Genomic DNA, 26,221 nt, shown 5'->3' with positions numbered 1-26,221 from the left:
GGAGGAGGATCAGGTCAGCGCCCGCCCGTCAGCGCCCCATACAGGTCCGTCCGACGATCCCGGAAAAAGCCCCAGGCCGCGCGATACCGATCCAGTTCGTCCAGGTCGAAGCGGTGGACCAGCACCCCCTCTTCCTCGGCGCCCAACTGTTCGACCAGCGCCCCCTGCTGATCGGCGATGAAGGAATGGCCGTAGAAGGTCTGGCCCACGTCCGTCACCGTCTCATGCCCGATCCGGTTCGCCCCGACCACGGGCACGGCGTTGGACACCGCATGGCCCTGCATGGCCCGGCGCCACGGCTCGGCCGTATGCAGGGTCGCGTCGTGCGGCTCGGTGCCGATGGCGGTCGGATACATCAGGACGTCGGCGCCCATCAGCATCATGGCCCGCGCGCATTCCGGGAACCACTGGTCCCAGCAGATGCCGACCCCCACCTTGCCGAAGCGCGTCTTCCAGACCTTGAAGCCCGTGTCGCCGGGCCGGAAATAGTATTTCTCCTGATAGCCGGGGCCGTCGGGAATATGGCTCTTCCTATAGACGCCCAGCGCCTCTCCGTCCGCGTCCAGCATGACCAGGGAGTTGTAATACTGCGGCCCGTCCTTCTCGAAGATCGAGACCGGAATCGCCACGCCCAGGTCCTTGGCCACCGACGTCAGGGCCGTGACGCAAGGATGCTCGCGCCACTCATAGGCGTGGCTGAACCAATGCTCCTCCTGCGACACGCAGAAATACGGCCCCTGGAACAGTTCCGACGGCAGGATCACCTGCGCACCCCTGCCCGCCGCCTCGCGCACGAAGGCGATGGTCTTGGCGATATTGGCCTGCATGTCCTCGCCATAAGAGGTCTGGATGCCGGCGACGGTGATGGTTCTCGGAGTGGCGAGTGGCGAGTGGCGAGTGGCGAGGGAAGTCATTTCGTGCGCTCCTCGAGCTTGGAGATGAGGCCGGAAAGCATACGGCTGATTTCGTCGGCGGCTTCGAGCAACCGCGTGAGTGCGGCCTCCTCGATATAGGCCAGCCTCTGGGCAAGGATGAGCTGGGTTTCCACCTCGGCCAGAGAGCCGCGGGCGATGGAAAGGAAGCGCAGAAACTCGGGCGTGCTGCGACGCGCGCAACCTTCGGCAATGTTGGACGGCACGGACACAGCCGCGCGCCTGACCTGACTGATCAGGCCGAACCGCTCGTCGGATGGCCAACTGCGGCTGTCCGCATAAACAAGCTCAACCCACGTCAGGGCTTTTTGCCAGACCAGCAGGTCGCGGTAGTGGCGGACCTCGCCACTCGCCACTCGCCACTCGCCACTCATTCCGGCTCCTGCTGGGAGATGCAGTGGAACGAGCCGCCGCCCGTCAGGATGGCGTTGGACCGCAGGGGAACGATCTCGCGGTCGGGGAAGACGTCGGCCAGGGCGGCGCAGGCGAACCGGGCGGCTTGGTCGTCGCCATAGGTCGGCACGATCACGGCGCCGTTGGCGATCAGGAAGTTCATGTGGCTGGCCGGGATCGGGCGTTCGTCCTCGTCCAGAACCAGGCCCGGAGACGGGATGCGCACGACCTTCAGCCTGCGCCCGGCAGCGTCCACGACCGCCGCCAGATCGCGCGCCGTGGCGTCATAGACCTCGGCGTTCGGATCGTCCTTGCCCCAGGCGATCGGGCAGGCCGCCACGCCCGGTGCGACGAACCGCGCCAGGTTATCGACGTGCCCGTCCGTGTGGTCGTTCAGCAGGCCGTCGCCCAGCCAGACCACGACCTTGGCGCCGACGGCCTTTTCCAGGGCGGCGGTCGCCACGGCCTCGTCCTGGTTCCAGGCCGGGTTGCGGTTGGGGTTCAGCAGGCACTGGCGGGTGGTCAGGACCGTCCCCTCCCCGTCGTGATCCAGCGACCCGCCCTCCATGACGAAGTCGTTCCAGGTCAGTTCGACGCCTGAATGTTCGCCGATCTGGCCAGCGACCCGATCATCGCCGGGCATGTCGTATTTGCCGCCCCAGCCGTTGAACCGGAACGCCGCCGCCGTCTTCGAACCCGCGCCGAAGATCGGCCCGGTGTCACGCAGCCAGACGTCGCCGAAGGTTCCCGCGACGACCTCGACGTTCTCGACGCCGGCAAAGCGGGCCTGGGCGTCGGCCAGAACCTCGCCCTTGCCGACCATCAGCCTGACCTGCTCGCGGCCCGGCCCGGCCAGCGCCCGCACCAGCCCCTCGACCTCGTCCTGCGCCTGTTCCAGCGCCTCGAACCAGTATTCCGCATGGCTGGGCCACCCCACCCACATGGCGCGGTGCGGCGCCCATTCTGCGGGGATGGCGGCGGGAATGGCGGCGGGGCTGGGAGCGGTCATCGGCGAACGGATCCTGTCTGTGCGGCCCAAGGCGTCCGCGGGCGAAACGCGAGCCGCGCCATATGGCCCCAAGCGCCCCCGACTTCAACGCCGGGCCGCATCATCTCCCGAGGCAAGAAAAAGGGCGGCCCGCGAACGGACCGCCCCTTCCATTGTCGATATGGACGTCAGATCAGAAGGCGTAAGTGACCGTCGCTTGGATAGTGCGCGGGGCGCCACGGTAAGCATAGGTAGATTTGGTAGCGTCCGTCGCACCAGAAATGGAACCGAAGTATTTCTCGTCGAACAGGTTCACAACATTCAGTTCAAGACTGGAGTTCTTGTACCCGAAGTAACCCAAATCGAACTTGGCATCGGCATTAACAACCGTATACGCATCCGTATACAGGTCATTGACGTCAGTTACCCAACGCTCGCCGGTGTACTTGACCTGAGCGCCCAGTTGCAGCGGGCCGGTTTCGTACTGGACGCGACCACCGAAGGTCCAATCCGGCGTCTCGGTCAGCGACTTGCCGCCCGTTTTGATCAGGTTCGTGCCGTCGAGATAGTCGTTGGCGATTTCCGAGTCCGTGTACGAAGCCGTGGCGTACAGCGACAGACCTTCCATCGGCGACCAGCCGACCTGCGAGTCGAAGCCGTACAGCTTGACGTCACCGACGTTCGAGTCGAACGAAACGCCCAGATCCTGGTCGTAGCGCGACACGATGCGGTTCTTGAACTCGGTGTACCACACGTTGGCCGAGGCGATCAGGGTCCCCGTCTGGTAACGGTAGCCCAGGTCGTAGGTCGTGGTCTTTTCCGGCGCGGTGATCGGCGAGGTGATTGCACCCTTAGCGTCGAAGAAGACGGTGTACAGGTTGTCGGTGCGCGGCAGGGTCAGCGACTGAGCGAAAGAGGCGTAGACCGACTGAGCGCCAGAGAAGTTCCAGCTGACGTTCACGTTCGGCAGGACGTCATCGAACTTCACGTCACGCGAATATGGAGCAATGTAGCTCTGCGTGCGCGTGCCGACTTTGTAGGTGCCGTCCGTCTGTTTGACCGCAGTTTCGGTCGTGCAGACAACCGCGCTGCTCTTGGACTGCGAGTAGCAGTTCTGGTTCATCTCGCGCTTGAAGTACGGCACGCGCAGCCCGACGTTCACGCGCACGGTGTCTTCCAAGAAGCGGCCAGCATATTCCAAGGCGAACTGGTTCAGTATGGCGTAGGATAGACGGTCGCGCGCGCGCAGTTCGTAGCCATCTAGGTTGACGATGCGATGAGCATCGTCATGCAAGCCGGCGAACGGATCGAAGAAGCGCGGCTCAGACGGGTTCGAGAAATCAATCCGACCATAGAGGCCGGTCTGACGGTGGCGGGCGTCGTCCAGCGTATAGGCGGCGCGCAGGGTCTGCGTGTCCGACAGCTTCCAGATCAGCGAGGAGCTGATGCCGTAACGCTGAGTATGCGTCACGTTGGTTGAGTGAATGCGGACGCTGTCCAGCGTGTCGCCGTCACCGTTCAGGTCAACGCCGCCCGTGGTCTTGGAGCCGCGGATCAAACGGTCAATTTCCGACAGGACGAACTGACCCGATCCACCGGTCGCCAGCGTGTACTGGAACGACGGGTCGAAGGTGAAGATCAGGTTGTCGAGCAGGGTGAAGCGCGACTGGGCGCGAAGGTTGCCGGTGTCCGAGGGATTCTGACGCAGAGCCCAGAAACGGTTGCCGTTGCCGTCGACATCGGCCTGGCCGTTGCGATAGGTCGGAGCCGTGTAGTTCGTGTCGAAGTCGCTGTTCCAGGTCAAACCATTGGCCAGGCTGGCCGAACCGTCAGCGTTGCGTTGCAGTTGCAGGTCCGCATAGTTGTTGTTGCGGTTGCGGTTCCAGTGACCGGCCAGCGAGACGAAGTCGCCGTTGTCGCGGATCGGCTGGAAGATCTTGAAGTTGTACTGCGTCTTGTTCAGGTCACCCCGACCCTTGTACTTGTCGTACGACTGGTCCGAATAGGCCAGCCAGGCACGAGTGCCGAAGGGACCGACTTCGCCCGTGTTCAATTGAGCGAAGACCCGACGGTAATCGCTGTCGCCCAGCGAGCCCTTGATGCGGCCTCCAAACTCGGACGGAACAGCGATCGAAGACATGTTGATGGTGCCGCCCGAAGCCGAGGCGGTCGGGGAATCGACGTCGGTCGTGCCGGTGTTGACCGAAGCGGAACCGATCAGTTCGCTGTCGAGCATCTGGTTGGTATAGAGCGAATAGTTGCCAGAGTCGTTTAGCGGCATGCCGTCGAAGGTCTGGGCGATGCGAGGACCGTCGAAGCCGTGCAGGCGAATATTGCCGCCCGACGAACCATAGGCGTCGTTGTTGGTGAAGCTCATCCCCGGAACCAGGTTCAGAATTTCGTTGATGCTCTGACCGGCGGCTTGAGTTTCGATGAATTCCTGCGTGACCGTCGAGCGCGACTTGCCGACGCTTTCCGCAACGATGGCGCCGTCGATGGTGCGCGGTCCGCGCGTGCCGGTGACGACCACTTCTTGGACTTCCGTCGCCTGAGTGCCGGTGGACTGGGCCGAGGCGGCGCCGACGAAGACGAGCGAACTGGCAAGAGCGGTGGTCGCCCAGATGAGGCGCTTACGGTTGGTCATTGCATCTATCCCCAGATGGAAAGGCGTGAAGGTGGCAAGTGTGAGTCACCTGCCTCTATGCTGCCCCCTCTACGTCCTATGTCCGAATGTCGGACGACAGTTATGTGACATTGATATGACAGCACAGAGGGGTGGTGCGGGCGCCACACCCGGTGACGGTCAATCGCTGGCTCGCTCGAACACGGCGGCGACGCCGGCGGCGGTGCGCGGAATGGCGCGCGGCTCGTGGAAGTTTCCGTTCACCTGGCTCTGGGCGATCACATGGGCGCGGAAGCGGGCGAACAGGGCGGCGTCCGGCGCCTGGGGCGCGCTCCAGAAGGCGTCCAGGGGCTTCTGATCCGTGAGCCCTTCGAAATCGAAGAAGGCGTCGCCCAGCACCTTGACCGGCGTGTGGAAGCCCAGGGCCGACAGGGCCGCGCTGGAATTGTTGACGATCATGCCGCGCGAGGCCCGGCACAGGGCCGCCAGATTGCCGCCGTCGATGAAGTCGACCCGATCCTCCACGCCCCGCTCGGCCGCCAGACGGCGCGTCACCGCCTCCAGATCCACAAGACCTGGGTCCAGCGGGTGGTTTTTCACGATCAGTCGATCTTCGGGTCGCGCCTGCCGTGCGAAACTGGTGATGACGGTCGCCAGGAAGGCCGTATTGTCGGCATAACGCGAATAGCGCAGCAGTTGAGCGTCGCCCTCGCGCTGGAGACAGGCGATGAAGAAGGGACCGCGCGCGGCGATCAACTCCGTCTCGCAGGATTTCCGCGAACGGAAGGCCAGGCCCAGATACCGCCGGACATGGCCCAGACACTGGGTCAGCGGCGAGGCGGTGTAATAGTTCACATAGCGCGGGAACAGGACGGCGCCGAGCGCCTGGGCCACATGATAGGCGCTGATGTTCACGACGTGATGCGGCAGAATCTTGCCGACCGACATAGGCTCGACCAACGGCGGCGCAGGCGCCGGATAGCCCTGGGCGAACCGGGGCAGGGCGCTGGAGCCGTTGACGCCATTGCGCTCGACCGTGATCCAGTCGGGTCGGAAATAGCCGTTTTCCATCACCCATATGCGCGCGTCCAAACGGTCGCCGGCCGTGACCACCGCGCGATTGTAGGCGCCGCCTTCTCCGAACAGGACGATATCCGTGAAATCCTGGGCGATGCGCCCAAGACGCTCTCCCCAGGCCTGGGCGCAGCCTCTGAAGACGATCCCGCCGCGTCGGCGCCAGTTCATGGCGTCGCCGGCGTTGAAGATCATCCGATTGACCGAGGCGCCTCGGGCCTCGAGCACGTCCGCCAGAGCGCCCGAAAAGGGACCGAAGGGCGCCGTGACGATCAGAAACCGGCGCCCGGCCAGGGCGACGGCGCCCAGATCGACCTTTGAAGGCGCGCTCGCCAGGAGGGGCGATACAGCCGGCGCTCTTGCCCGCGACGGCGCCCTGACGGCGGCTTCGGCGCGGAGCCGATAACGGCCCCGACGACGCCCGTGAAAGGCCCCGGAGGACTGGCGGACATCGGCCATCAGAACGAAGACCCCGTGTCGACGCTCGCATCCGTCATGCAATCAGCACGTTTGTAACCCTTGGCCATCAGGGGGATTATCTCGCCCGCCAGGTCGCGGCGATCAACCGGAAAAGCCCCAGCCCTGCACGGCGTCGCACAAGTGATGCAGAATAAAAACACACCGGCTCCGGCAAAAGAAAACCGCCCCGCCCTCTCGGGTATCGGAGCGGTTCTCCACCTTATCGACCTTCTTGGTCCCGTTTGGATGTCCGGCCCGGAAGGGCTCCGGGCCGGATGTCGTTGGGGTTTTAGAAGTTGATGTCGACGGTCGCGCGACGGTTGAGCGGTTCGCGCACGCCGTCGGCGGTCGGCTTGGCCAGGTTGGTCTCGCCCTTGCCGTCCAGGGCGATGACGCCCCGCCGTTGACGCCTTGAGCGACCAGGGCGTCGGCCACGGTGCGGGCGCGACGGTTGGACAGGCCCAGGTTATAGGCGGCCGAACCCGAGGTGTCGGTGTAGCCGACGATCAGCACGCGGGTTGGGCTGCCCGACTTGGCGTAGTTGGCGGCCTGGGTCACGACCGAGCGGGCTTCCGCCGTCAGGTCCGAACGATCCCAGTCGAAATAGACCACGAACTGACGCGCGGCCGGCTTCTGCACCACCGGCGGCGGCGGGGGAGGCGGCGGCGGGGGCGGGGGAGGCGGCGGGGGAGGCGGCGGGGGCGGAGGCGGCGGGGCCTCTTCGGCGCCGAAGCTGTAGCGCAGACCCAGGGTCACGGTGTGCGACTGATCGTAGTCGCCGTCCCAGGTGCCGAAGCTGGTCGCGCCGGCGCCCGTGCCGACCGTGCTCGAATCCCACGAGGCGTCGCCCGTCAGATAGCGATAGGTCAGGTCGATGTTGGCGCGGTCGCTGATCGCCCAGGCCAGACCGGCGATCGCCTGAGCGGCGAACTTGGTCGAGGTGTCGTCCGCAGCGAAGCTGGCGCCGCGGTTGGCGCGGAGCGCGCCGACCGTATCGACCTTCACGCGGTTCACGCCGGCGCCCAGGCCGACGAACGGACGCACGCCCCAGGCTTCGTAACCGAAGTCATAGATGACGTTCGCCATCAGGGTGGCCGATTCGATGTCGCCTTCGGGCGAGAAGCAGCCGCCGGTGGCCGGCGTCAGGTTGCACAGGCCCTGCGTGCCCGAAACGGCGCGCACGGTGCCGATGTCGCCCGAGCGATAGCCGCCTTCCAGTTCGACGCGCCAGTTCGGGTTGAAGCGATAGCCCAGGCGCGCAAACGCGGCCCAGCCGTCGTTCACTTCCCAGTTCCAGTTGGCGCCCGTCGTCGACGACTCGGCGTTGATCTTGTCGATCCACTGATAACCGGCGTCGACCGCGCCGTACCAGCCGTTCGGTTCCGCCGACGCCGCACCAGCTGCGAACAGCCCGACGGTTGCGACGGAGGCGAGAAGAAGGTTCTTCATATGCATCCTCACTCAATGAAAATTTGCCCGAAGCCGAGCTGTTGCACGGCGTTCCCGAGCCGAACGGCGTCAGCGAGGGGCGGTTCCCGCTTATAGCGACGATTGTGGCGACTGTGGCGCCATTCCAACACAATAAACGGCAGTGGAACGCCAAAATGACGAAGACCGGCGATGTTTCGGCCGCGCTTGCCTTGGTTAAGACCTTGCCTTGACGCGGGGTGAGGGGCCTAGGGTTCGAAAGGCACAGCCGACGCCGCATTCAAGCGGCGCGAACAGGAAGGAAGCCCCATGCGCGAAGCCGTCATCGTCTCCACCGCCCGCACACCCATCGGCCGCGCCTATCGCGGGGCCTTCAACGACACCCAGCCCCAGCAGCTGGGCGCCCACGCCGTGCGCCACGCGGTCCAGCGCGCCGGCGTCGATCCGGCCGAGATCGAGGACGTCGTCATGGGCGCGGCGCTGCAACAGGGCGGAACAGGCACGAACGTGGCGCGCCAGATCGCCCTGGCCGCTGGCCTGCCCGCCAGCGTTCCGGGCATGAGCCTGGATCGCCAGTGCGCCTCGGGTCTGATGGGCGTCGCCACGGCGGCCAAACAGGTCCTCTTCGACCAGCAGAAGATGGCGGTCGGCGGCGGGCTGGAGAGCGTCTCCCTGGTGCAGAACCAGAACATGAACCTCTATCGCATGAAGGACGAGGCGCTGCTGAAGCTGTCGCCCCACATCTATATGTCGATGCTGGAGACGGCCGAGGTCGTCGCCCGACGCTATGGGATCAGCCGCGACGCCCAGGACGAATACGCCCTGCAGTCCCAGCAGCGCACGGCCGCCGCGCAGGAGGCCGGACGGTTCGACGCCGAGATCGTGCCGATGACCACCTCCATGCTGGTGATGGACAAGGCCACGGGCCAGACCGCATCGAAGCCGATCACCCTGTCCAGGGACGAAGGCAACCGCCCCGACACCACCCTGGAGGGCCTCAGGGCGCTGAGGCCCGTGTTCGGCGGCGGCGAGGAGATTCAGCAGGGCGCGTTCGTCACCGCCGGCAATGCGTCCCAACTGTCGGACGGCGCCTCGGCCTGCGTGGTCATGGAGGCCGGCGAGGCGGTCAAGCGCAACCTTCAGCCCCTGGGCGCCTATCGCGGCATGGCCGTCGCGGGCTGCGAGCCGGACGAGATGGGCGTCGGCCCGGTCCATGCCGTGCCCAAGCTGCTGAAGCGCCACGGCCTGACCATCGACGACATCGGCATCTGGGAGCTGAACGAGGCGTTCGCGGTGCAGGTCCTGTATTGCCGCGACACCCTGGGCATTCCCGACGACCGGCTGAACGTCTCGGGCGGCGCCATCTCCATCGGCCACCCCTATGGCATGTCCGGCGCGCGCATGACCGGCCACGTCCTGATCGAAGGCAAACGGCGCGGCGCCCGATACGGCGTCGTCACCATGTGCGTCGGCGGGGGCATGGGCGCGGCCGGGCTGTTCGAGATTTACTGAGGCGAGTCGTTCGCTCCCTACCGCGTCATCCCAGGGCTTGTCCCTGGGATCCAGACGCCCGGCGTTCGAAGGCGACGCACTCTGCGGACGCACCGAGTAGGAATCCTCGCCACGAGGGCGAGGATGACGAAAGAAAGAAGGGCGACCGCCTTCAAACCTTCTCGCTGATCCTGATCGCAGCCTTGCAGCCGACCTTGATCACGCTGGACAGCAGGCGATAGGCGGGCGCCTCGCGGCTGCCGTGCGCGATGGCGTGGTCGTGGTGGGCCAGTTCCTCTTCGCGGAACTGTTTCAGCTCGGCCGCCAGGGCCGGGTCGCGCTCGCCGATCTCGGCGATCTGATCGGCGTAGTGTTTCTCGATCACGCTCTCGACCGCCTCGGTGCAGGCGTGGGCCGCCTTTTCCCCCATCAGGGCCGTGCCGGCGCCCAGGGCCGAGGCCGCCAGCCGCCACAGGGGCGTCATCGCCGTGGGGCGCACCCGCCGCGCGTTCAGCAGCCGGTCGAACCGGGCCAGATGGACGGCCTCCTGATCCTGCATCTCGGCCAGGTCGTGGACGACGCCGTCCCGGCCCTTTCGCCCCTCGAACACGGCGCGCTGGGCGCGATAGATCAGGACGGCGGCGTATTCCCCGGCATGATCGACGCGCAGAATCTCGTCCATCCGGGCCTTGTCGGCGCCGGCGCCGGGGCGCGGCAGAGGGATGTGGGCGGCGTCGCTCATGCGGCTCAGCTCTTTTCGATACGGGGTGCGCGGGCGTCCTTGGGGCGTTTGGCGGCCAACAGGCTGAACACCGCCAGCGCGGCCGAGATCAGAGCGTTCCATCCGGCCATCGACAGGCCCCAGCGCCAGGCCACGTCGCTGCAGCCGATGACCTTGACGGCCGGCCCCGTGCCCAGGGCCAGGGCCGTCAGACTGTCCAGATCGACCTTGCCGCCGACCGAAGCGCAGGTCGCCGGCAGCGCCCACCAGCCATATTCCCCGCCCATGTGGAAGACGGCCGTGATCGTTCCGGTGGCGAAGACGGCGGCCAGCAGGAAGGCGGCGATCCGGGGCGTGCCCCGCCGTCCGCCGCTGAACAGGGTCCAGCCCGTGGCCAGGGCCGCCACGGCGACCGCGCCCCAATAGACCTCGCGCTGTTTCAGGCACAGGTTGCACGGCGCCAGTCCGCCGAACTGCTCGAACGCATGGGCCGCGCCCAGCATGGCCAGCGACGCCGCCAGGGCGAAGGCGGTCCACCAGCGGGTGAGAAGGCGATACAGGTCTCTCATCGTGTGCCGGTCATACTCCGCCGCCGCCCCGCCGTCGACTTACAGAAGCTTCAACAGCAGGAAACCGCCGATCAGAAGCACCAGCCCGATCACGAACGACAGGGCCAGGCGGCGCTCCACGATCTTCAGCATCGGCGGCCCCCAGGTCTTCAGGATCCAGGCTTCCAGGAAGAACCGCCCCGACCGGGTGATCGCCACCGCCAGGATGAACAGGCCCAGATGGAAATGCGCCATCCCCGCCGCCACCGTCACCAGTTTGAACGGCACCGGCGTCAGCCCCTTGGCCAGGATGACCAGAAACCCGTTCGAGGCGAACCACGACTGATAGACGGCCATGTCCACGCCGTGGCCGAAGATGTCCAGCAGCCGCACCGCCACCGGCTCCAGGAACACCCCGATGGCGTAGCCCAACAGCCCGCCCAGCAGCGAGGCGATGGAGCAGACCGCCGCATAGCGATAGGCGCGCTCTGGCCGCGACAGGATCATGGGCGCCAGCATGACGTCCGGCGGTATGGGAAAGAACGACGCCTCGGCGAAGGACACCGCCGCCATGGTCCGCTCCGCATAGGGCCTGCGCGCCTGTTCGAAGACCCAGTCGTAGAGTTTGCGAAGCATGCATGTCCCTGTGGCGGCGCGGGTCCGTCTAAACCGATCAGGCTCTAGCAACGCGCGGCGCCGACGTCACGGCGTCGTGACGCCTCAGACGCGCTTTCCGAAGGGGCGGCTGGGCGCCACGCCCGGATCATAGGCCGGCCGCTCCCATCCCGCGATCGCCCCATGGCCGTGCCCAGAAGGCGGCCCCGAAGCCGTTCCCCAAGTCGTTCCCGAGACGGGCGACGCGGCGACGGCGCTCTGGCTCAGACCGCGACGGGCCTCTTCGAACAGGGCCTCCAACCGCGCCTCGTCCAGGGCCAGGCCCGAGGCTGGGGCCAGGCCCGCCGACGGCGCCAGGGTCAGACGGCGCGGATCCGGCCCGAAGCGGTTGTCACCCGCCGAGCCGGGCAAAAGGGTCAGGATGAAAAGGATCAGGCCGCACACCTGCGCCAGCAGGGCCATCACCCCGGCGCCGCCCAGGGCGGCCAGAAAGGCCGGCGCGGCCTCGCGGGCGTCCACGCCCTGGACCGCATGCTGGATCGCCCCGCCGAACGCGCCCGCCGCCAGAACCACGGTCAGGACATGAGGCGCCAACAGCATCAGACACCAGGCCGACTTTCCGCTGTCATGCAGGCGACGTGTCAGAACCGCCCAGTTCGGGATCAACAGCCCCACGGCCATCAGGCCCAACAGGCCCAGCCCGCCCGACAGCGCCAGAACCGCCAGTCCGCCGCCCAGCCCGCCCCCGTGGCCGTCCTCGCCCCGGATCGCGCCGACCATCAGCGCCAGCACCAGGCCCGCGACCATATACTGCAACAGCATGAAGCCGAAATACTCGCGGCGCGAGGCCCGCCCCTGGAAATCGGCGTAGCGGAGAAGAGGACGAAACAGGATCGACATGGCGGCTCATAAAGGTCTGGACGTCGCGCCATTTAGAAGAACGCCGATCAACCAAGACTGAAGCATCACGGTTAATCTTCCGGGCCTGCGCTTATCGTCGGACTTCGGGCGCGACCACGTCGACTGCGGGACGATGCGGAACCTGCGTAGGGTCGCCCGCAGGCCCGATGTGACCGTGCCGAACCTCAAGGGGCGGGCCGCCCGAGCCCCGATCATCACGTCCCTGTGGCTGCGTCTTGGCTCCGTCGTCTTCTGTGACTAGGTTCCGCGCCAGTCGGCGGCCCCCGTTCGGGTTCGGTCGCCTCAAAAGCCACGCGGGAGACGCGCCATGAACGACATGACCCAGGTCCAGACCGAGGGCCAGCCGACGGCCCGGCAGATCGACCAGGACAATCCCCTGGGCGTCGACGGCTTCGAATTCGTTGAATTCACCGGCCCCGAACCCGAGGCCATGATTTCGCGCCTGGAGCTGATGGGATTCACCCAGACCCATGTGAACCCGACCACCGACGTCGTGCGCCTGAAGCAGGGCGACATCACCCTGCTGGTCCACCGTTCGCCCCAGGGCCAGGCGGCGGACTTCGCCCGCGACCACGGCCCCTCGGCCAACGGCATGGCCTTCCGCGTCGCCGACGCCAAGGCCGCCTACGAAGGCGCCCTGGCCCGCGGCGCCGTGGCCGCGACCGATGCGAAGGGCGGGGCCCTGGGAAGCGGGGTCCTGGGAAGCGGGGAATCGGGCCGGGACTATCCCTATATCCTGCAAGGCATCGGCGGCAGCCTGCTCTATGTCGTCGACCAATATGGCGACGCCGGCTCCCTCTATGACGCCTGGGACGAGATCGAGGGCTGGGAAGAGGCCGAGCGCAAGAATTCGATGGGGCTGGAGGTGCTGGATCACCTGACCCACAACGTCCGTCGCGGCCAGATGCGGACCTGGTCGGGCTTCTACGGCTCGGTCTTCAACTTCGAGGAGCAGAAGTATTTCGACATCAAGGGCAAGGCGACCGGCCTGTTCTCCCAGGCCATGATCGCGCCCGACCGCGCCATCCGCATCCCCCTGAACGAAAGCCAGGACGAGAACTCCCAGATCGAGGAATTCATCCGCCGCTACAACGGCGAGGGCATCCAGCACATCGCCCTGACGACCGAGAACATCTTCGAGACGGTGGAGGCCATGCGCGAACGCGGCGTGGAATTCCAGGACACCATCGAGACCTATTTCGAGCTGATCGACAAACGCCTGCCCAACCACGGCGAAGACGTGGAGCGGATGCGCAAGAACCGCATCCTGATCGACGGATCGGACGAAGAGGGCCTGCTGCTGCAGATCTTCACCCAGGACACCTTCGGCCCGATCTTCTTCGAAATCATCCAGAGGAAGGGCAACGAGGGCTTCGGCAACGGCAACTTCCAGGCCCTGTTCGATTCCATCGAGTTGGACCAGATTCGTCGCGGCGTCATCAAGGTCGACGCCTGAATGCGGATGCGGCCGCCCGCCTGGCTGCCCTGGCTCGGCCCGGTCCTGGCGGCCGGCGCCGGGGCCCTAGCCGGCGAATACTGGCTGGGCGGCGGCTTCTGGATGGTCCTGATCGCCGCCCTCCTCTGCGGCTTCACCCCCATCGTCGGCTATCAGGTGTGGAAGCGGCTGCATCACCGGGGGTGATGCGCGCCCTCTGGCGTCAGCGGAGCGGGGTGTAGCGACAGGTGAAGCTCGGATCGCCGGACATCGGACGCGGCGTCAGGTGGATATGCATCCGCCGGGCCTGGGCGGCGGCATCCAGCGCGAAAGCCTGCTCCGCCTCGTACATCTCGTCGCGATGGGCGTCGCTCCAGCCCGACGCCAACTTTATGGCGCGTGACTTGGCGGACTGAACCGTGGCGGCGACGACGAAGACGTTGCGGTGCTGCTCGGCGAAGGACACGCCGTCGTAACCGCCCAGGTTCACATAATAGAGCTTTTCCTCACCGGCGTAGGGCTCGGGACGCAGGCTGACGTCATAGCCGTCCGCGTGCGAAACCTCCGACCAGCAGTCGATGTGCAGACTGCCTGTCTTGCCCCACCATTGCGCACGCAAGGTGTCGTAGGTGGCCTCTATCGAGGGGGCGGCGATGAAGCGCATGTCATGCACTTCGATGTTGGCGCCGAGGTGCTCCCCGCCGATGTAGATCGCAAACAGCTTCATCAGGTCTCGCTTCAGGCCGCCGAGGCGGCGGGATGGGGCGTTCGCTTGTCGCCTTCGACCACCAACGCCAGCCTGCGCCCCACGATCCCCCCCATTTCAAAGGAACTGGTGATCCCCTGGGCGAAGGGGTGGCGGCCCATCAGGAACGGCAGCGTCAGACAAAAGAGTCTATCCGGCGGCAAAGGCGCATCGACGGGCCGAAAGACCTCGTCGACGGCGATGCCACGGACCACGTCGGGGGCGTCATTGGCGATCTCGTCGCGAACGATGCCCTGTTCCAGCAGCGAAAGGAACGGAAACTGGATCGCGGCCAAGGCTTGCTGACCCGTCGCTTCGATGAACACCGGAAAACGCCGGGTGCGTCCGGCGATCGTGACGTCGGCCCCGCTTGGGGGATTGTGGGTGTCGATGTCGTAGTCTTCGCCTAGGGCCAGCACTTCCAGCTTGTCGGCCTGGTGCAAGGCCAGCATCCGCTCGATCGATTCGTGCGGGACGCCGGCGTAGACGTCGACGAAGATCGGTTTGAACACGCGATTGAAGCGGTCGAACTGCGCCGCATCCAGATGGGGCACGATCACGGCGACCACCTCATGCATGCGAAGGATGGCGTCGCGCCACGCCACGGTGATCTTGGAGGCGTGATTGGCCCGCGCCTCCTCGAGGTTAAGCGCGGCCCAGATGAACGGGTCGCTGGTCGCCCGCCGCGCGAAATAGGCCTGGGCGAACGTCTCCAGCGTCGCCTCGCCCAGCCCGGTCTGTGCGGCGTAGTCGGGATCGACATGGATCAACTCACGCCGAAACAGGTCGAACACCTGGTCCAGCAGCTGGCCCGTGTTCTGGTCCGTCAGGGCCGCGACCGCCTCTGGGGTGCAGATTTCGAGCGGCGCGTGCGGAAGCGGAAAATAGAAGTCCGCTTCCGGCAGGATGCCCTTGCGCGACATCATGGTCAGGCGGAAGGGCTGGGCGTCCGGCGCGGGCTCGTAAACCAGCCGTCCTCCGCGTCGCACGAACGCGCCGTGCGATCCCGCCAGTGCGACGGCGGTGTCGATGGCCGTCAGGGACGAGCCGCGGATGCCGATATCTGTCGCCGGAACGTCCGCCAGCGCGGAGGCCGGCCACGGGCTGAGGAAATAGCCGGGTCGTCTCTGCTGGCGCGATGGCCACTGGTGGCCGGTGGCCAGCACCACATGGTCGAAGACCGCCTTGGTCGCGCGAAGCGAGGGCGGCGAGACGAACGTCAGTTCGATTCCGTCGCGCGTATTGGCGGCGTCGACGACGCGACAGTCGGTCATGACCTCGATGGCGACGCCGTCGGCCCGCGCCCGCTTCACGATGGCCGCGAACTGGTCCTCGAAATAGCGGCCCAGTGCGATACGGGGCACGAAGCTGCGCTCGTCCAGCGAGGCGGCGTCCACATCAAGCGCCTTCAGCTCGGACCGGGTGCGCGAAGCCAGCCATTCCGCCAGGGTTTCAGTCACGGGAGGAATCTCTACGCTGGCGATGTTCGAAAGCATCGCGCGGTCGTTCCATTCAGCGCTATAGGGGCTGCCCGCTCCTGCGGAGCTACGCGCCTCGATCACGGTGATCCGCGCCGGGACGGCGCCTTGGGACAGCAGCGCGTGAAGGGCGTAGAGGGTGGTAGGTCCCGCGCCTACAAAGGCGATTGATGGCGTCATGGCCCCACAATGCGCAACACGCCCAAAGGCGCCACGACGAGCGGTTTTTCCAGCGCGAACAGCCACCTCGGGCCAGCCAGCGCGTCCGATCTGCGCGATATCGCACACGGAATGTCGCCAAGGCCGCGTAGGCGTCATCGTCGCCGATCCGCTTTTTCTTTGCGTGATCGGCCTGACACGGACGAACCTTGGGCTACAGTGGCGAGACCACGTCCTGCCGACGACGGGCGCCCCGCGCCCTGCTCGGGCGCCCGGAGGAGTTTCGTGATGCGCGCGGCCATCTCCCTGCTGACTGCACTCTTTGCGCTGTGTTTTGCATCGGCCCAGGCGCAGGAGACGCCGCGCTGGTCGCTGGCCATCCACGGCGGGGCGGGCGTGATCGAGCGGCCCAGCCTGACGCCCGAGCAGGACGCGGCCTATCGCGCGGCGCTGCAAGGCGCGCTGGACGCGGGTTCGGCGGTGTTGAAAGGCGGCGGCTCGGCGCTGGATGCGGTCCAGGCCGCCGTCCAGGTCATGGAGGACGACCCCCTGTTCAACGCCGGGCGCGGGGCGGTCTTCACCGCAGCGGGTCGTAACGAGCTGGACGCGGCCGTCATGAACGGGTCGGACCTGACCGCCGGGTCCGTCGCCGGCCTGACCACCACCCGTCACCCCGTCGCCGCCGCCCGCGCAGTGATGGAGCGTTCGCCCCACGTCATGCTGATCGGCCCCGGCGCCGACGCCTTCGCCGCCTCGGTCGGGCTGGAGCAGGTCGATCCGGCCTTCTTCTTCACCGAGCGGCGCTGGCAGTGCCTGGTCAAGGCCCTGACCGAGGCCGGCCAGCCCATCCCCGACCGCCCCGCCGGCGCCCCCTCACCCCACGATCAGGGCGCCGAAATCGCCCCGCCCCTGAACGAGAAGAAGTTCGGCACGGTCGGCGCCGTGGCGCTGGACACCCAGGGCCGCCTCGCCGCCGCCACCTCGACCGGCGGCATGACCGCCAAACGCTGGGGCCGGGTCGGGGACGTGCCGATCATCGGCGCGGGGACCTACGCCTCCAACCGCGACGGCTGCGCCGTGTCCGCCACCGGCGACGGCGAATATTTCATCCGCGCCACCGTCGCCCGCGACATCTGCGCGCGGATTGCGGGAGGCGCGGCGACGCAAGCCGCAGGTCAGGCGGAGATCGCCGACGCCGACAGTCTGGGCGGCAAGGGCGGCGCCATCGTCATGAGCCTGGATGGCCGCCCCGCCTTCGCCATGTCCACCTCGGGCATGTATCGCGGCGCCATCTCCTCAACCGACCCCGCCCGCGTCGCCATCTATGCCGATGAACCCTGAGCGCCCGTTCAGACAATTAGACGAATTAGACTCTCTTTTTCCCCAGACCGAGACCCATGCCTGCATCCGACGACGAACTGACCGTGATGGCCAACGAGGAGCTGGACGCCGCCTGCGCCATGCCCTTCGTCGAGGTCAGAAAGATCACCCCCTGGGGCGACAGCTATGAGGGGTTCGCCCCCTCGGGTCGCACGGTCGAGGTCGAGCGCCGCTACCTGTGGGCTGTCGAGCCCGAGGGCGGCGTCATCGTCGAGGTCGAGGTCCGCGACCGCGCCGCCCGCACCGGCGCCGAGGCCCGCGCCCTGCTGACGCCCGCCGCGTGAGCGGCGTGTGATCGCCGCTCAGTTTCCAACCGCATCAAATCCGTCTAGGCCCAAGTCATGAAACTCGCCTCGCTCAAGCACGGCCGCGACGGCCGCCTCGTGGTCGTCTCAAAGGACCTGAACTGGTTCACCGACGCCTTTCTGATCGCCCCCACCCTGCAGGCGGCGCTGGACGACTGGGACGATTGCGGTCCCCGGCTTCTGGCCCTGGCCGAGAGCCTGGAGCACGAGGGCGTGCCGCGCGGCCGCTTCCACGAGCGCGACGCCGCGTCCCCCCTGCCCCGCGCCTATCAGTGGGCCGACGGCTCGGCCTATGTGAACCATGTCGAGCTTGTGCGTCGCGCGCGCGGCGCCGAAATGCCCGACAGCTTCTGGACCGATCCGCTGATGTATCAGGGCGGATCGGACGGCTTCCTGTCGCCGCGCGATCCCATCCCCCTGGCGGACGAAAGCTGGGGCTGCGACCTGGAGGCCGAGATCGTGGTCGTGACCGGCGACGTGCCGCAAGGGGCGACGCGCGAGGAGGCCCTGGCCGCCATCCGCCTGGTCGGCCTGGTCAACGACGTGTCGCTCAGGAACCTGATCCCGGCCGAACTGGCCAAGGGGTTCGGCTTCGTCCAGTCCAAGCCCGCCAGCGCCCTGTCGCCGGTCTTCGTCACGCCCGACGCCCTGGGCGACCGCTGGCGCGACGGCAGGCTGCACGGGACGCTGTCGGTCCAGTTGAACGGCCAGGACTTCGGCCGCGCCGACGCCGGGGTCGACATGACCTTCGACTTCGGAACCCTGATCGCCCACCTGGCCAAGACCCGGTCGCTGGTCGCCGGGACCATCATCGGTTCGGGCACCGTCTCCAACAAGGACGCCGACGGCGGCCCCGGCAAGCCCGTTTCGGAAGGCGGCCTGGGTTATTCCTGCATCGCCGAGGTCCGCACGGTCGAGACCATCCTGCGCGGCGCGGCCGAGACGCCCTTCCTGAAACACGGCGACACTGTGCGGATCGAAATGCTGGACGACCGCCACCACACGATCTTCGGCGCCATCGAACAGACCGTGGCCCCGCTTTCCAGCGCGGGTTGACGGCGCTACGCTGATCGCCGCGGCCGTGGGGGGGCCGACCCGGTCTTTGGGGAGAGACGACGTGCCGCCTGAAAAACTGATCCCGCTGCTCATGATCCCGATCATGCTGGGGGTGCTGCTGCTGAAGAACCGCAGGAAGCGGGTGCTGAAGCCGCAGTTCCTGTGGGTCATGCCGGCCATCGTCCTGCCCCTGATCGGCCTGGGTCTGTGGGGCATGGCCCAGAATCCGAACATGGCCCATGCGCCCTTCGGCCCCGACGCCTGGGCGGTTCTGGCCGTCGGCGGCCTCTTGGGCGGCGTCGCCGGCTGGTATCGCGGCAAGACCGTCACCATCGAAAAGGAGCCGAACGGCGTCCTGATGGCCCAGGCGTCGCCCCTGGGCCTGATCCTGCTGGTCGCCCTGTTCGCCGGCCGGTCCTTCTTGCGCGACCTGGTCGAAAGCCACGCCGCCGCCTGGCATCTGAACGCCCTGGCCGTCACTGACGCCTTCCTGGTCTTCGCCATGGGCCTGATCGTCATGCAGCGCGTTGAAATCTACATCCGCGCCCGCCGCATCCAGGCTGGCGGCACGGATGGGCATGTGGAGGTGGTCGCGTGAAGAAAGCCGCAGTCGCTCTCGCCGTCGCCCTTTCGGCCGGCTCAGCCGTCTCGCAGGATGCGGCGAACACCGGCGAAGACTGGGATCTGGTCAAGGACGCCCGAAAGAAATCCACCATCGCTTACGTCACGACCACGCCGGGGCTGTCGATCGCGACCCGCTGCATGGACGGCGCTTATTCGGCGCTGCTGTTCGGATTGCCGGAGGTGACCCGCCGGACGAAAACACGCCCGATCACGATCATTTTCCGAGACGAAGAGGCCAAGGAATGGCGCTGGAACGTCACGACAGATCGTGCGGGTGCAGTCGCCGATTTTCCAGCGCCTTTTGCGCGCGAACTTCGCCAGGGCGGGCGTATTCAGATCATCGTGCCCGATGGCGGCGGCGCGGGCAGAAACCTACGCTACGACCTCGAACTGCCTGCGTCCGGTTCGGCGATCGACGAAACCCTGACGGCATGCGGCCGCCCGCTTGTTGACCCCCGCGACCAGGAACTCGACGCCATCTCCGAGGAAGGTTTGCAGGTTGGAATGCGATGGGCGCGCCAGATCCGTCCGCGCTATCCGGCCACCAACTATTCGGAAGGTTTCGCCGTGGCGACATGCGTCGCCCAGTCTGACGGCCGCCTGCGCGACTGCGTCATCGAAACCGAACATCCCGCCGACGGTCGTTTCGGCGAAGCGGTGCTCAAGGCGGCCCGCGACGCCACCGTCGCCTACGACGGCGACCAACCGACCGCGCCGCGCATGATGGCCTTCCGCGTCAACTTCATCATGCAGTGACACAAAGGCTGGACCCGCCTCGCCCCTCTGTGGCATGAGGCGGTCCTTCCGCTGCGGGCGTGGTGGAATTGGTAGACGCGCTGGACTCAAAATCCAGTTCCGAAAGGAGTGCCGGTTCGACCCCGGCCGCCCGCACCACTCTTCGTCGGTTCAGCCCAGCTGCCGGTGGAAGAATCCCGTCACATCGGCCAGCACCGTCGCCTTCCTGCGGAACAGGGGCGAAAAGGTCGCGATCAGGTCGGCATGGTCCAGGCCGGGATAGAGCTTGGCCTCAGAGCGTCCGCCCACGGCGCGCATCCTTTCGTCCAGAATGACCGTGTCCTCGTCGTGGACCACCGTGTCGGCCGTGCCGTGCCCCAGCCACAGCGGCGGGGCGTCGGGCCGCACGAAGGTCACGGGCTGGGTCAGGGTCGGGTCGGGCGCGCGGCCGAAGGCGTTTCGGGACGCCGCCACGTCGAAAGGCAGGAAGTCGTAGGGCCCCGCCAGTCCCGCCGCCGCCTTGATCAGATCGGGCCGCTCGACGGCGGCCATGTAGCGCCGGTCCAGCGCGATCATCATCGCCAGGTGCGCGCCCGCCGAATGGCCCAACACGCCCAGCCGGGCGGGGTCGCCGCCATAGGCGCCCGCCAGGTCCGCCGCCTTGGCCGTGGCGGCCGCCGCATCTTCGACGAAGGCCGGAAACACGACTGACGGAACCAGCCGATAGTCGGGCAGGACGACCACGAACCCTTGCGCCGCCAGGGCCTGGGCCGCCCAGCCGTACAGGTCGCGCGATCCCGAATCCCAGCCCCCGCCATAGAAGAACACCAGGGTCGCATAAGGCCCCGCCCCCTTTGGCGCATAGACGTCCAGCCGCTGGCGCGGATCCTCGCCATAGGCCAGGTCGCGGGCCACGCGCCGCACGCCGCGATCGCGTGGTCCCACCGCGTTGAGCAGGCCGAGCGGCGAGCAGGCGGCGGCCAAAAGGCCCAGCGCCGGGGCGAACAGGCCGCGTCGGGTCATGAGGGATCATCCATACCGGCCTCTACGTCCGACGGGCCGCTTCGGTCTTCGGCGACGGACAAACTAGCGCGCCCCCGCCATCAGCCGACCGCAGTCGGCGTCTTCCGCCAGGCCGGGATCGACGAAGGCGAACAGGGCCGTGACCGGCGCCACCACCGTTCCCAACAGGCCCGCCAGCCCGCCCTGTGACGCCACCGCGCCGGCGTCCACCCCGATCCGGGGCGCGGTCAGGGGGCCGGACACGGTGATCGGCGCCCACAGTCGCAGCAGGCGCGGCTTCTTGGATTCGCCCTCGATCCGCAGGTTCAGGCTCTCGGCGCCCAGGTCGATGCTTCCCTTGCCCTGGGCCAGGACCACGTCGGTGTCGATGACGAAGGTGCGCGCCTGGGCCTTGCCGCCGCGCACGTCGAAGTCGGCGACGGCGCAGCGGATGGCGCTGACCGACTGATCTCCGCTGAGCAGTTTCAGCAGGCCCGCGCTGGCGTTGACGCCCAGCAGTTCGGCGAAGGCGGCGCGCATCCGGCCGTTGGGCACGATCAGGCTCATCGACCCGTTGGACGAGGCCGCGAACTCGTGGATGGACGCCCCAGGCCCCTCCAGCCGCGCCCGGCCCAGGGCCAGGCCGCTGATGGGGACCGAACCGTTCCGCGCCGGCACGACCGACTCCAGCGGATAGCCGGCCAGACGCAGATCGACGGTGTTGCGCGGCGTGGCTTGCCGCGCGTCGATCCGCGCCGTGCCGTTCAGGGAACCGCGATCGAAGTCGAAGCTGATGGGGTCCAGCTTCAGGACGCCGTCCTTCAGCACCGCGCCCAGATCGACCTTGCGGACGTCCAGTTCATTGGCCTTCACCGCCGCCGCGCGATAGGTCAGGCTGCCGTCCATGGCGCGCAGACGATCCGTCTGCAGCTTGGCGTCCGGCAGCAGCTTGCCGCCCGCCACCACCGGCGTCTCCGTGTTCCGGCCCGCCGGATCGGTGCGCACCCGCGCGCCCAGAACGGCCGCCAGATCGTCGATGTCCAGCCGCCGCGACGCCAGTTCGGCGTCCACCCTCAGCCGCCCGCCGCCCTCGACCCGCACCTGGCCCGACAGGTCCGAGGCCCCGACCCGCCCGTCGAAGTTCTTGAAGGTCCAGACCCGCCCGTCGCGGTTAAGGGCGCCCGACAGCCGATAGGGCGGCGTATTGGGCAGGGTCACGCCGGTCAGCAGATAGAGGTCCGACAGGTCCCGTCCCTCCAGCGTCATGGCCGCGTCGAACCGGCCCAGATCGAACGGCCGAGTGATCCGCCCCCGCGCCGTCAGGGCCGACCCCGCGCCCTGCACCTCGGCCTGGAAGGCGTAGGGCCGGTCGCGGCGGATGTCGACGAAGGGGCCGCCCTCGATCCGCACCGTCAGGGGCGATCCGCGCACGGCGCCGCGCCCGTCCAGGACGAAGCCCGCCTGGCCGCCCGCCGTCTCCTGGGCGTCGACGGCGGCGTTCAGGGTCAGGCCCCGCCGCTGCTCCTCGAAGGTCAGGACGCCGTCCCGGATGATCAACCGCTGGATGGGCGGCAGCTTGGCGCCCCGCCCATCGTCCGGTCGGTCGGCGTTCAGCCGCCAGCTCTGGCGGCCCTGACGGTCGGTGATCATCACCACGCGCGGCCGGCTGATGCTGAGCAGCGGCATCTCCACCCGTCCGACCAGCAGGGGCGCCAGCCGGACCGAGGCCCGCACCTCGTCCACATCGGCCGTGTCGCGGTCCCTGGCCCAGTCGGGTCCGCCGACCTTCAGCCCCCGCACCACCACCGAGGGGGTCCAGCTCAGCAGCCTCACGTCCAGGTCGCCGGTCAGGGCGATCTGCCGGTCGTATTTGGCCGAGGCCCAGCGCCCGATCGGCCCGCGCAGCAGATTCCAGTCGAACAGGGCGGCGAACAGGACCACCGCGACCACCAGGACCAGCAGCACGCCGCCCACGCTCCGGGCCGGGGGGGCCATGCGCCGCGCCGCCGCCCGCATCCGCGCGCGGTCCTGGAGAAAGGCTCGGGCCATGCGCAGACGGACCCCCGCCGCCGCGACGGCGCGGCGCGCGGGCGGGGCGATCCGTCTGTCGTACCAGTCGCTGAACACGCGCGGCTCCTTTCAGGACTGTCCGAACGCGCCAAGGCCCGTTTGGCGCCGCACGAAAAAGGGGCGCGATCCGCGACCGCGCCCCTTGATCCGCCGAACCAGGACCCGAACCTACTGCGCGGGCGTCAGATGCTTGTTCAGCCAGCCGAACACTTCATTGTGCCATTGCAGGCTGTTGGCTGGCTTCAGCACCCAGTGGTTCTCGTTGGGGAAGACGACCAAACGGCTGTCTATGCCGCGGCGTTGCAGGGCGGTGAAGGTCGACAACCCTTGCGCGGTCGGAATGCGGAAATCCAGGTCGCCCTGCACCACCAGCATCGGGGTCTTCCAGTTGTCGACGTGGTTGGCCGGGTTGAACTTCTGATAGCCCTCCGGCTTGTCCCACGGCGTGCCGCCGTATTCCCACTCCGTGAACCACAGCTCCTCGGTCGAATAGCCCATGCCGAAGGTGTCGAAGACGCCGTCGTGGTTGACCAGGCATTTGAATTCGTTCGACCAGTTGCCGGCGATCCAGTTGATCATATAGCCGCCGTATGAGGCGCCCAGGGCGCAGGCGTTGTCGCCGTCCAGGAAGCTGTATTTCGCTTGAGCCGCCGCCCAGCCCTTCTGCAGGTCTTCCAGCGGGCGGTCGCCCCAGTGCTGGCTGATCGCATCGGTGAAGGCTTGACCGTAGCCGGTCGAGCCGTGGAAATCGATCATCACCACCGCATAGCCCGCGCCCGCATAGGTCTCGGGGTTCCAGCGATAGGACCAGCCGTCGCCGAACGAGCCCTGCGGCCCGCCGTGGATCAGGAAGGCGACCGGATATTTGCGGCCTTCGACGTATCCGACCGGCTTGATGACATAGCCGTGGACCGTCTCGTTGTTCCAGCCGGGGAAGCTGAACTGTTCGTATTCGCCGAACGACTTGGCGGCGAAGGCGGGGTTGGACTGCGTCAGGCGACGGGGCATCTCGCGACCCAGATAGGTCTTGAAATACAGGTCGCCCGGCTCGCGCAGGCTGTCCTGGGCGAAGACGAAGCCAGAGGGCGTCTGCTGGAAGGCCGAGACGTGGCCCGACCCCGTGACCGGCGTGACCACGCCGTTGCGCGTATCCACCGAAAACAGCTTGGTCGTGCCCACGTCGCCGGCGATGGTGTAGAGGGTGTGCCCGTCGAGCGACCATTGCAGCGTATCGGCCGATCGATCCCAGTTGGAGGCGATCTCGCGCTTCTGACCCGTCGCCACGTCCATCAGCACGATCTGATAGCGATCGGCCTCGAAGCCCGGGCGGGCCATGGCGCGATAGGCCAGGGTGCGGCCGTCCGGCGAGAACACCGGGCCGGCGTCCCACGCCTTGTTGTCCGCCGTCAGGTTGGTGAAGGTCCCGTCGCCCGACAGGCCGTTGGTCTTCCACAGGTCGAAGTTGGTGCTCCACGGCTCGGTCTGGCCCGCCAGACGCGCGGAAAAGACCACGGCGTCGCCGGCGGGGGTGAAGACGAACTCGCTCTCGTCGCCGAAGGGCTTGGAAGGCGTGTCGCCGTCGAAGCCCTTGGTGATCCAGACCGGCGTCCCCGTGGCCTTGCCGTCGCGGCCGATCGACTGGACGAACAGATGGTTCTGGGTGTGGTCGTTCCAGGTGTCCCAATGCCGCACGAACATCCGGTCATAGACCTGGCCGGTCGATTTCCGATCCGCCATCGCCTTGCCGATCTCGACCGAGGCGTTCAGGTCGGCCGCGTTCGGATAGACGGCCAGGGAGGTCGCCACCTTGTCGCCCGTCGGGCTGATGCGATAGGCGTTCACCTCCAGCGGCAGATTCGTCACCTGCACCGGCGCCGCCGTGGGCGAGGCGACGCGCCAGACCTGGCTGGTCCCCGACTTGCCCGACAGGAAATACAGATTGCCGTCCCCGCCCCAGCGCGCGGTGTTGGCGCCCTGGTCCGAGATGGCCAGGCGGCGCGGCGCGGCGTCCGGCGTGTTCAGGTCCAGCATCCACAGGCTGCCAGCGCGGCTGTTCGCCGCCACGTCCGTCGTCGTCACCGAATAGACGACGTAACGCCCGTCCGGCGACACCTGCGGATCGCCCAGCCGGTTGGCCGAGATCATGTCCTGATAGGTGAAGGCGTCCGGCGTCGCGGGCGCGGCGGGAACCGGGGCAGGAGGCACCTGAGCCAGGGCCGGGACGGCGCTCACGAGCGCAACGGCCGCGCAGGCGGCGGACAGAAGGGAACGGTGACGCATCAAGCTCTTCCTCGGAAATCTTGCTGCGGCAAGGCGTAGCACCGCCGCCCGCCGGACGAAAGTTGCCGTGAACGACAGGCTTAGCTAAACTCCTTGGTCCAGGGAGCGCGACATGACCACCGTCACCGTCCACCACGCCAAGACCCACCTGTCCAAACTGATCGCCGCCGCCGAACGCGGAGAAGAGGTCGTCATCGCTCGCGGCGACAAGCCGGCCGTGCGGATCGTGCCTTTCGAACCCGCCGCGAGGCCGGATCGCAAGCCGGGGCGGCTCAAGGGGCTCGTCGCCATGGATGACCGCTTCTTCGATCCGCTGCCCGAAGACGAACTGCGCCTGTGGGAGGGTCGCGGCGAATGAGGCTGTTGCTCGACACCCACGCCCTGATCTGGTGGATGTCCGGCGAATCCGGTCTCAGCGCCACCGCGGAAGCGGCGATAAGGGACAGCGGCAACACCGTCTTCGTCAGCGCGGTTTCGGCCTATGAAATCGCCCTCAAGCACGGCATGGGGCGGCTGCCTCAGGCCGCGCCGCTGGCCGAACGGTTCGAGGCCGAGGTCGAGATCGAAGGGTTCGCCATCCTGCCCATCACCGCCCGCGAGGCGTCGCAGGCCGGACGCATGGACAACGCCCATCACGATCCGTTCGACCGGCTGCTGATCGCCCAGGGCCTGCTCAACGCACTGACGCTCGTCTCCAACGAACGGCTTTTCGACCGTTTCGGCGTCGCCCGCATCTGGTGACGAATCCCGCCGCCCCGT

25 protein-coding genes, 1 tRNA gene and 1 pseudogene are annotated in these 26,221 nt (G+C 67.4%); 12 read left to right on the top strand and 15 right to left on the bottom strand.

Annotation, left to right across the window (positions count from 1 at the left end):
- Positions 1–14: 14 nt before the first annotated feature.
- From aguB to QE389_RS12450, 6 genes and pseudogenes are all read right to left on the bottom strand, one after another.
- Complete coding sequence (gene aguB, locus QE389_RS12475) at positions 15–914, bottom strand: N-carbamoylputrescine amidase (protein ID WP_307367782.1); 900 nt, start codon at positions 912–914, stop codon at positions 15–17.
- A complete protein-coding gene (locus QE389_RS12470) occupies positions 911–1,306 on the bottom strand; it encodes a four helix bundle protein (RefSeq protein ID WP_307367780.1) in 396 nt (131 codons plus the stop codon). The genes aguB and QE389_RS12470 overlap by 4 nt, the downstream gene beginning before the upstream one ends.
- A complete protein-coding gene (locus QE389_RS12465; RefSeq protein WP_307369085.1) occupies positions 1,303–2,310 on the bottom strand; it encodes an agmatine deiminase family protein in 1,008 nt (335 codons plus the stop codon). Before QE389_RS12465 ends, QE389_RS12470 begins: the two co-directional genes overlap by 4 nt.
- A 196-nt stretch (positions 2,311–2,506) precedes the next feature.
- Positions 2,507–4,957: a TonB-dependent receptor gene (locus QE389_RS12460; protein WP_307367777.1), complete on the bottom strand. Its 2,451-nt coding sequence runs from the start codon at positions 4,955–4,957 to the stop codon at positions 2,507–2,509.
- 159 nt (positions 4,958–5,116) lie between these two features.
- Entirely contained in the window at positions 5,117–6,469 is a 1,353-nt protein-coding gene (locus QE389_RS12455; protein ID WP_307367776.1) for a capsular biosynthesis protein, read from the bottom strand.
- 289 nt (positions 6,470–6,758) lie between these two features.
- A pseudogene (locus QE389_RS12450) lies at positions 6,759–7,918 on the bottom strand (OmpA family protein).
- A gap of 23 nt (positions 7,919–7,941) precedes the next feature.
- Between QE389_RS12450 and QE389_RS12445 the strand changes: the two are divergent.
- The gene (locus tag QE389_RS12445) at positions 7,942–8,130 is read left to right on the top strand and encodes a hypothetical protein (protein ID WP_307367773.1); all 189 of its coding nucleotides are present in this window, start codon (positions 7,942–7,944) and stop codon (positions 8,128–8,130) included.
- Between the two features lie 76 nt (positions 8,131–8,206).
- Positions 8,207–9,409, top strand: a complete 1,203-nt coding sequence (locus tag QE389_RS12440; RefSeq protein WP_307367771.1) for an acetyl-CoA C-acyltransferase — start codon at positions 8,207–8,209, stop codon at positions 9,407–9,409.
- Between the two features lie 151 nt (positions 9,410–9,560).
- Here QE389_RS12440 and QE389_RS12435 read toward each other — a convergent pair whose 3' ends face one another.
- From QE389_RS12435 to QE389_RS12420, 4 genes are all read right to left on the bottom strand, one after another.
- Positions 9,561–10,130 (bottom strand): demethoxyubiquinone hydroxylase family protein, encoded by a 570-nt coding sequence (locus tag QE389_RS12435; protein ID WP_307367768.1) that lies wholly within the window; start codon positions 10,128–10,130, stop codon positions 9,561–9,563.
- 5 nt (positions 10,131–10,135) lie between these two features.
- Positions 10,136–10,678, bottom strand: coding sequence for a disulfide bond formation protein B (locus QE389_RS12430; protein ID WP_307367765.1), 543 nt, complete (start codon positions 10,676–10,678; stop codon positions 10,136–10,138).
- A gap of 39 nt (positions 10,679–10,717) precedes the next feature.
- Positions 10,718–11,293 carry a YqaA family protein gene (locus QE389_RS12425; protein WP_307367763.1) on the bottom strand — a complete coding sequence of 192 codons (576 nt, stop codon included), beginning with the start codon at positions 11,291–11,293 and terminating at the stop codon, positions 10,718–10,720.
- A gap of 84 nt (positions 11,294–11,377) precedes the next feature.
- Positions 11,378–12,172 carry a DUF805 domain-containing protein gene (locus tag QE389_RS12420; protein ID WP_307367760.1) on the bottom strand — a complete coding sequence of 265 codons (795 nt, stop codon included), beginning with the start codon at positions 12,170–12,172 and terminating at the stop codon, positions 11,378–11,380.
- A gap of 328 nt (positions 12,173–12,500) precedes the next feature.
- Here QE389_RS12420 and hppD point away from each other — a divergent pair, with 328 nt between their 5' ends.
- Both hppD and QE389_RS12410 read left to right on the top strand, forming a co-directional pair.
- Positions 12,501–13,649, top strand: a complete 1,149-nt coding sequence (hppD, locus tag QE389_RS12415; protein WP_373458315.1) for a 4-hydroxyphenylpyruvate dioxygenase — start codon at positions 12,501–12,503, stop codon at positions 13,647–13,649.
- A 6-nt stretch (positions 13,650–13,655) separates the two neighbouring features.
- Entirely contained in the window at positions 13,656–13,835 is a 180-nt protein-coding gene (locus QE389_RS12410; protein WP_307367757.1) for a hypothetical protein, read from the top strand.
- 16 nt (positions 13,836–13,851) lie between these two features.
- Here QE389_RS12410 and QE389_RS12405 read toward each other — a convergent pair whose 3' ends face one another.
- Positions 13,852–14,355 (bottom strand): DUF1543 domain-containing protein, encoded by a 504-nt coding sequence (locus QE389_RS12405; protein WP_307367754.1) that lies wholly within the window; start codon positions 14,353–14,355, stop codon positions 13,852–13,854.
- An 11-nt stretch (positions 14,356–14,366) separates the two neighbouring features.
- On the bottom strand, positions 14,367–16,031 hold the full coding sequence (locus QE389_RS12400; RefSeq protein WP_307367751.1) for an FAD/NAD(P)-binding protein: 1,665 nt from the start codon (positions 16,029–16,031) through the stop codon (positions 14,367–14,369).
- Positions 16,032–16,298: 267 nt separating this feature from the next.
- On the opposite strand from QE389_RS12400, the gene QE389_RS12395 reads away from it, so the two are divergent.
- The 6 genes from QE389_RS12395 to QE389_RS12370 all read left to right on the top strand — a co-directional run bounded on the left by QE389_RS12395 (position 16,299) and on the right by QE389_RS12370 (position 20,269).
- Entirely contained in the window at positions 16,299–17,351 is a 1,053-nt protein-coding gene (locus QE389_RS12395) for an isoaspartyl peptidase/L-asparaginase family protein (RefSeq protein WP_307367748.1), read from the top strand.
- A gap of 56 nt (positions 17,352–17,407) precedes the next feature.
- Positions 17,408–17,674, top strand: coding sequence for a hypothetical protein (locus tag QE389_RS12390; protein WP_307367745.1), 267 nt, complete (start codon positions 17,408–17,410; stop codon positions 17,672–17,674).
- Positions 17,675–17,731: 57 nt separating this feature from the next.
- Complete coding sequence (locus QE389_RS12385) at positions 17,732–18,751, top strand: fumarylacetoacetate hydrolase family protein (protein WP_307367742.1); 1,020 nt, start codon at positions 17,732–17,734, stop codon at positions 18,749–18,751.
- 61 nt (positions 18,752–18,812) lie between these two features.
- Complete coding sequence (locus QE389_RS12380) at positions 18,813–19,349, top strand: CcdC protein domain-containing protein (protein WP_307367740.1); 537 nt, start codon at positions 18,813–18,815, stop codon at positions 19,347–19,349.
- Between the two features lie 164 nt (positions 19,350–19,513).
- Positions 19,514–20,131 carry a hypothetical protein gene (locus tag QE389_RS12375; RefSeq protein ID WP_307367737.1) on the top strand — a complete coding sequence of 206 codons (618 nt, stop codon included), beginning with the start codon at positions 19,514–19,516 and terminating at the stop codon, positions 20,129–20,131.
- Positions 20,132–20,184: 53 nt separating this feature from the next.
- A tRNA-Leu gene (locus QE389_RS12370) sits at positions 20,185–20,269 on the top strand.
- Positions 20,270–20,281: 12 nt separating this feature from the next.
- Here QE389_RS12370 and QE389_RS12365 read toward each other — a convergent pair.
- The 3 genes from QE389_RS12365 to QE389_RS12355 form a co-directional block, all read right to left on the bottom strand.
- On the bottom strand, positions 20,282–21,133 hold the full coding sequence (locus QE389_RS12365; protein ID WP_307367734.1) for an alpha/beta hydrolase: 852 nt from the start codon (positions 21,131–21,133) through the stop codon (positions 20,282–20,284).
- A 63-nt stretch (positions 21,134–21,196) separates the two neighbouring features.
- Complete coding sequence (locus QE389_RS12360) at positions 21,197–23,239, bottom strand: AsmA family protein (protein WP_307367732.1); 2,043 nt, start codon at positions 23,237–23,239, stop codon at positions 21,197–21,199.
- Positions 23,240–23,350: 111 nt separating this feature from the next.
- The gene (locus tag QE389_RS12355) at positions 23,351–25,462 is read right to left on the bottom strand and encodes a S9 family peptidase (protein WP_307367729.1); all 2,112 of its coding nucleotides are present in this window, start codon (positions 25,460–25,462) and stop codon (positions 23,351–23,353) included.
- Positions 25,463–25,574: 112 nt separating this feature from the next.
- Between QE389_RS12355 and QE389_RS12350 the strand changes: the two genes are divergently transcribed.
- Both QE389_RS12350 and QE389_RS12345 read left to right on the top strand, forming a co-directional pair.
- Positions 25,575–25,820: a type II toxin-antitoxin system Phd/YefM family antitoxin gene (locus tag QE389_RS12350; RefSeq protein WP_087121034.1), complete on the top strand. Its 246-nt coding sequence runs from the start codon at positions 25,575–25,577 to the stop codon at positions 25,818–25,820.
- A complete protein-coding gene (locus tag QE389_RS12345; protein ID WP_307367726.1) occupies positions 25,817–26,203 on the top strand; it encodes a type II toxin-antitoxin system VapC family toxin in 387 nt (128 codons plus the stop codon). The genes QE389_RS12350 and QE389_RS12345 overlap by 4 nt, the downstream gene beginning before the upstream one ends.
- Positions 26,204–26,221: the final 18 nt, after the last annotated feature.

The organism is Brevundimonas sp. SORGH_AS_0993 (genome assembly GCF_030818545.1).
Lineage (GTDB): Bacteria > Pseudomonadota > Alphaproteobacteria > Caulobacterales > Caulobacteraceae > Brevundimonas.
Note: the sequence above shows the minus strand (reverse complement) of the source record. Positions and strands in the feature narration are given on the sequence as shown.

Coding starts and splice junctions, on each gene's coding strand:
- QE389_RS12460 (WP_307367777.1), bottom strand. CDS start 4,957: ATGACCAACCGTAAGCGCCTCATCTGGGCGACCACCGCTCTTGCCAGT.
- QE389_RS12375 (WP_307367737.1), top strand. CDS start 19,514: ATGGACGGCGCTTATTCGGCGCTGCTGTTCGGATTGCCGGAGGTGACC.
- QE389_RS12390 (WP_307367745.1), top strand. CDS start 17,408: ATGCCTGCATCCGACGACGAACTGACCGTGATGGCCAACGAGGAGCTG.
- QE389_RS12365 (WP_307367734.1), bottom strand. CDS start 21,133: ATGACCCGACGCGGCCTGTTCGCCCCGGCGCTGGGCCTTTTGGCCGCC.
- QE389_RS12430 (WP_307367765.1), bottom strand. CDS start 10,678: ATGAGAGACCTGTATCGCCTTCTCACCCGCTGGTGGACCGCCTTCGCC.
- QE389_RS12440 (WP_307367771.1), top strand. CDS start 8,207: ATGCGCGAAGCCGTCATCGTCTCCACCGCCCGCACACCCATCGGCCGC.
- QE389_RS12345 (WP_307367726.1), top strand. CDS start 25,817: ATGAGGCTGTTGCTCGACACCCACGCCCTGATCTGGTGGATGTCCGGC.
- QE389_RS12425 (WP_307367763.1), bottom strand. CDS start 11,293: ATGCTTCGCAAACTCTACGACTGGGTCTTCGAACAGGCGCGCAGGCCC.
- QE389_RS12455 (WP_307367776.1), bottom strand. CDS start 6,469: ATGGCCGATGTCCGCCAGTCCTCCGGGGCCTTTCACGGGCGTCGTCGG.
- QE389_RS12385 (WP_307367742.1), top strand. CDS start 17,732: ATGAAACTCGCCTCGCTCAAGCACGGCCGCGACGGCCGCCTCGTGGTC.
- QE389_RS12400 (WP_307367751.1), bottom strand. CDS start 16,031: ATGACGCCATCAATCGCCTTTGTAGGCGCGGGACCTACCACCCTCTAC.
- QE389_RS12405 (WP_307367754.1), bottom strand. CDS start 14,355: ATGAAGCTGTTTGCGATCTACATCGGCGGGGAGCACCTCGGCGCCAAC.
- QE389_RS12410 (WP_307367757.1), top strand. CDS start 13,656: ATGCGGCCGCCCGCCTGGCTGCCCTGGCTCGGCCCGGTCCTGGCGGCC.
- QE389_RS12470 (WP_307367780.1), bottom strand. CDS start 1,306: ATGAGTGGCGAGTGGCGAGTGGCGAGTGGCGAGGTCCGCCACTACCGC.
- hppD (WP_373458315.1), top strand. CDS start 12,501: ATGAACGACATGACCCAGGTCCAGACCGAGGGCCAGCCGACGGCCCGG.
- QE389_RS12420 (WP_307367760.1), bottom strand. CDS start 12,172: ATGTCGATCCTGTTTCGTCCTCTTCTCCGCTACGCCGATTTCCAGGGG.
- QE389_RS12395 (WP_307367748.1), top strand. CDS start 16,299: ATGCGCGCGGCCATCTCCCTGCTGACTGCACTCTTTGCGCTGTGTTTT.
- QE389_RS12435 (WP_307367768.1), bottom strand. CDS start 10,130: ATGAGCGACGCCGCCCACATCCCTCTGCCGCGCCCCGGCGCCGGCGCC.
- QE389_RS12355 (WP_307367729.1), bottom strand. CDS start 25,462: ATGCGTCACCGTTCCCTTCTGTCCGCCGCCTGCGCGGCCGTTGCGCTC.
- aguB (WP_307367782.1), bottom strand. CDS start 914: ATGACTTCCCTCGCCACTCGCCACTCGCCACTCGCCACTCCGAGAACC.
- QE389_RS12350 (WP_087121034.1), top strand. CDS start 25,575: ATGACCACCGTCACCGTCCACCACGCCAAGACCCACCTGTCCAAACTG.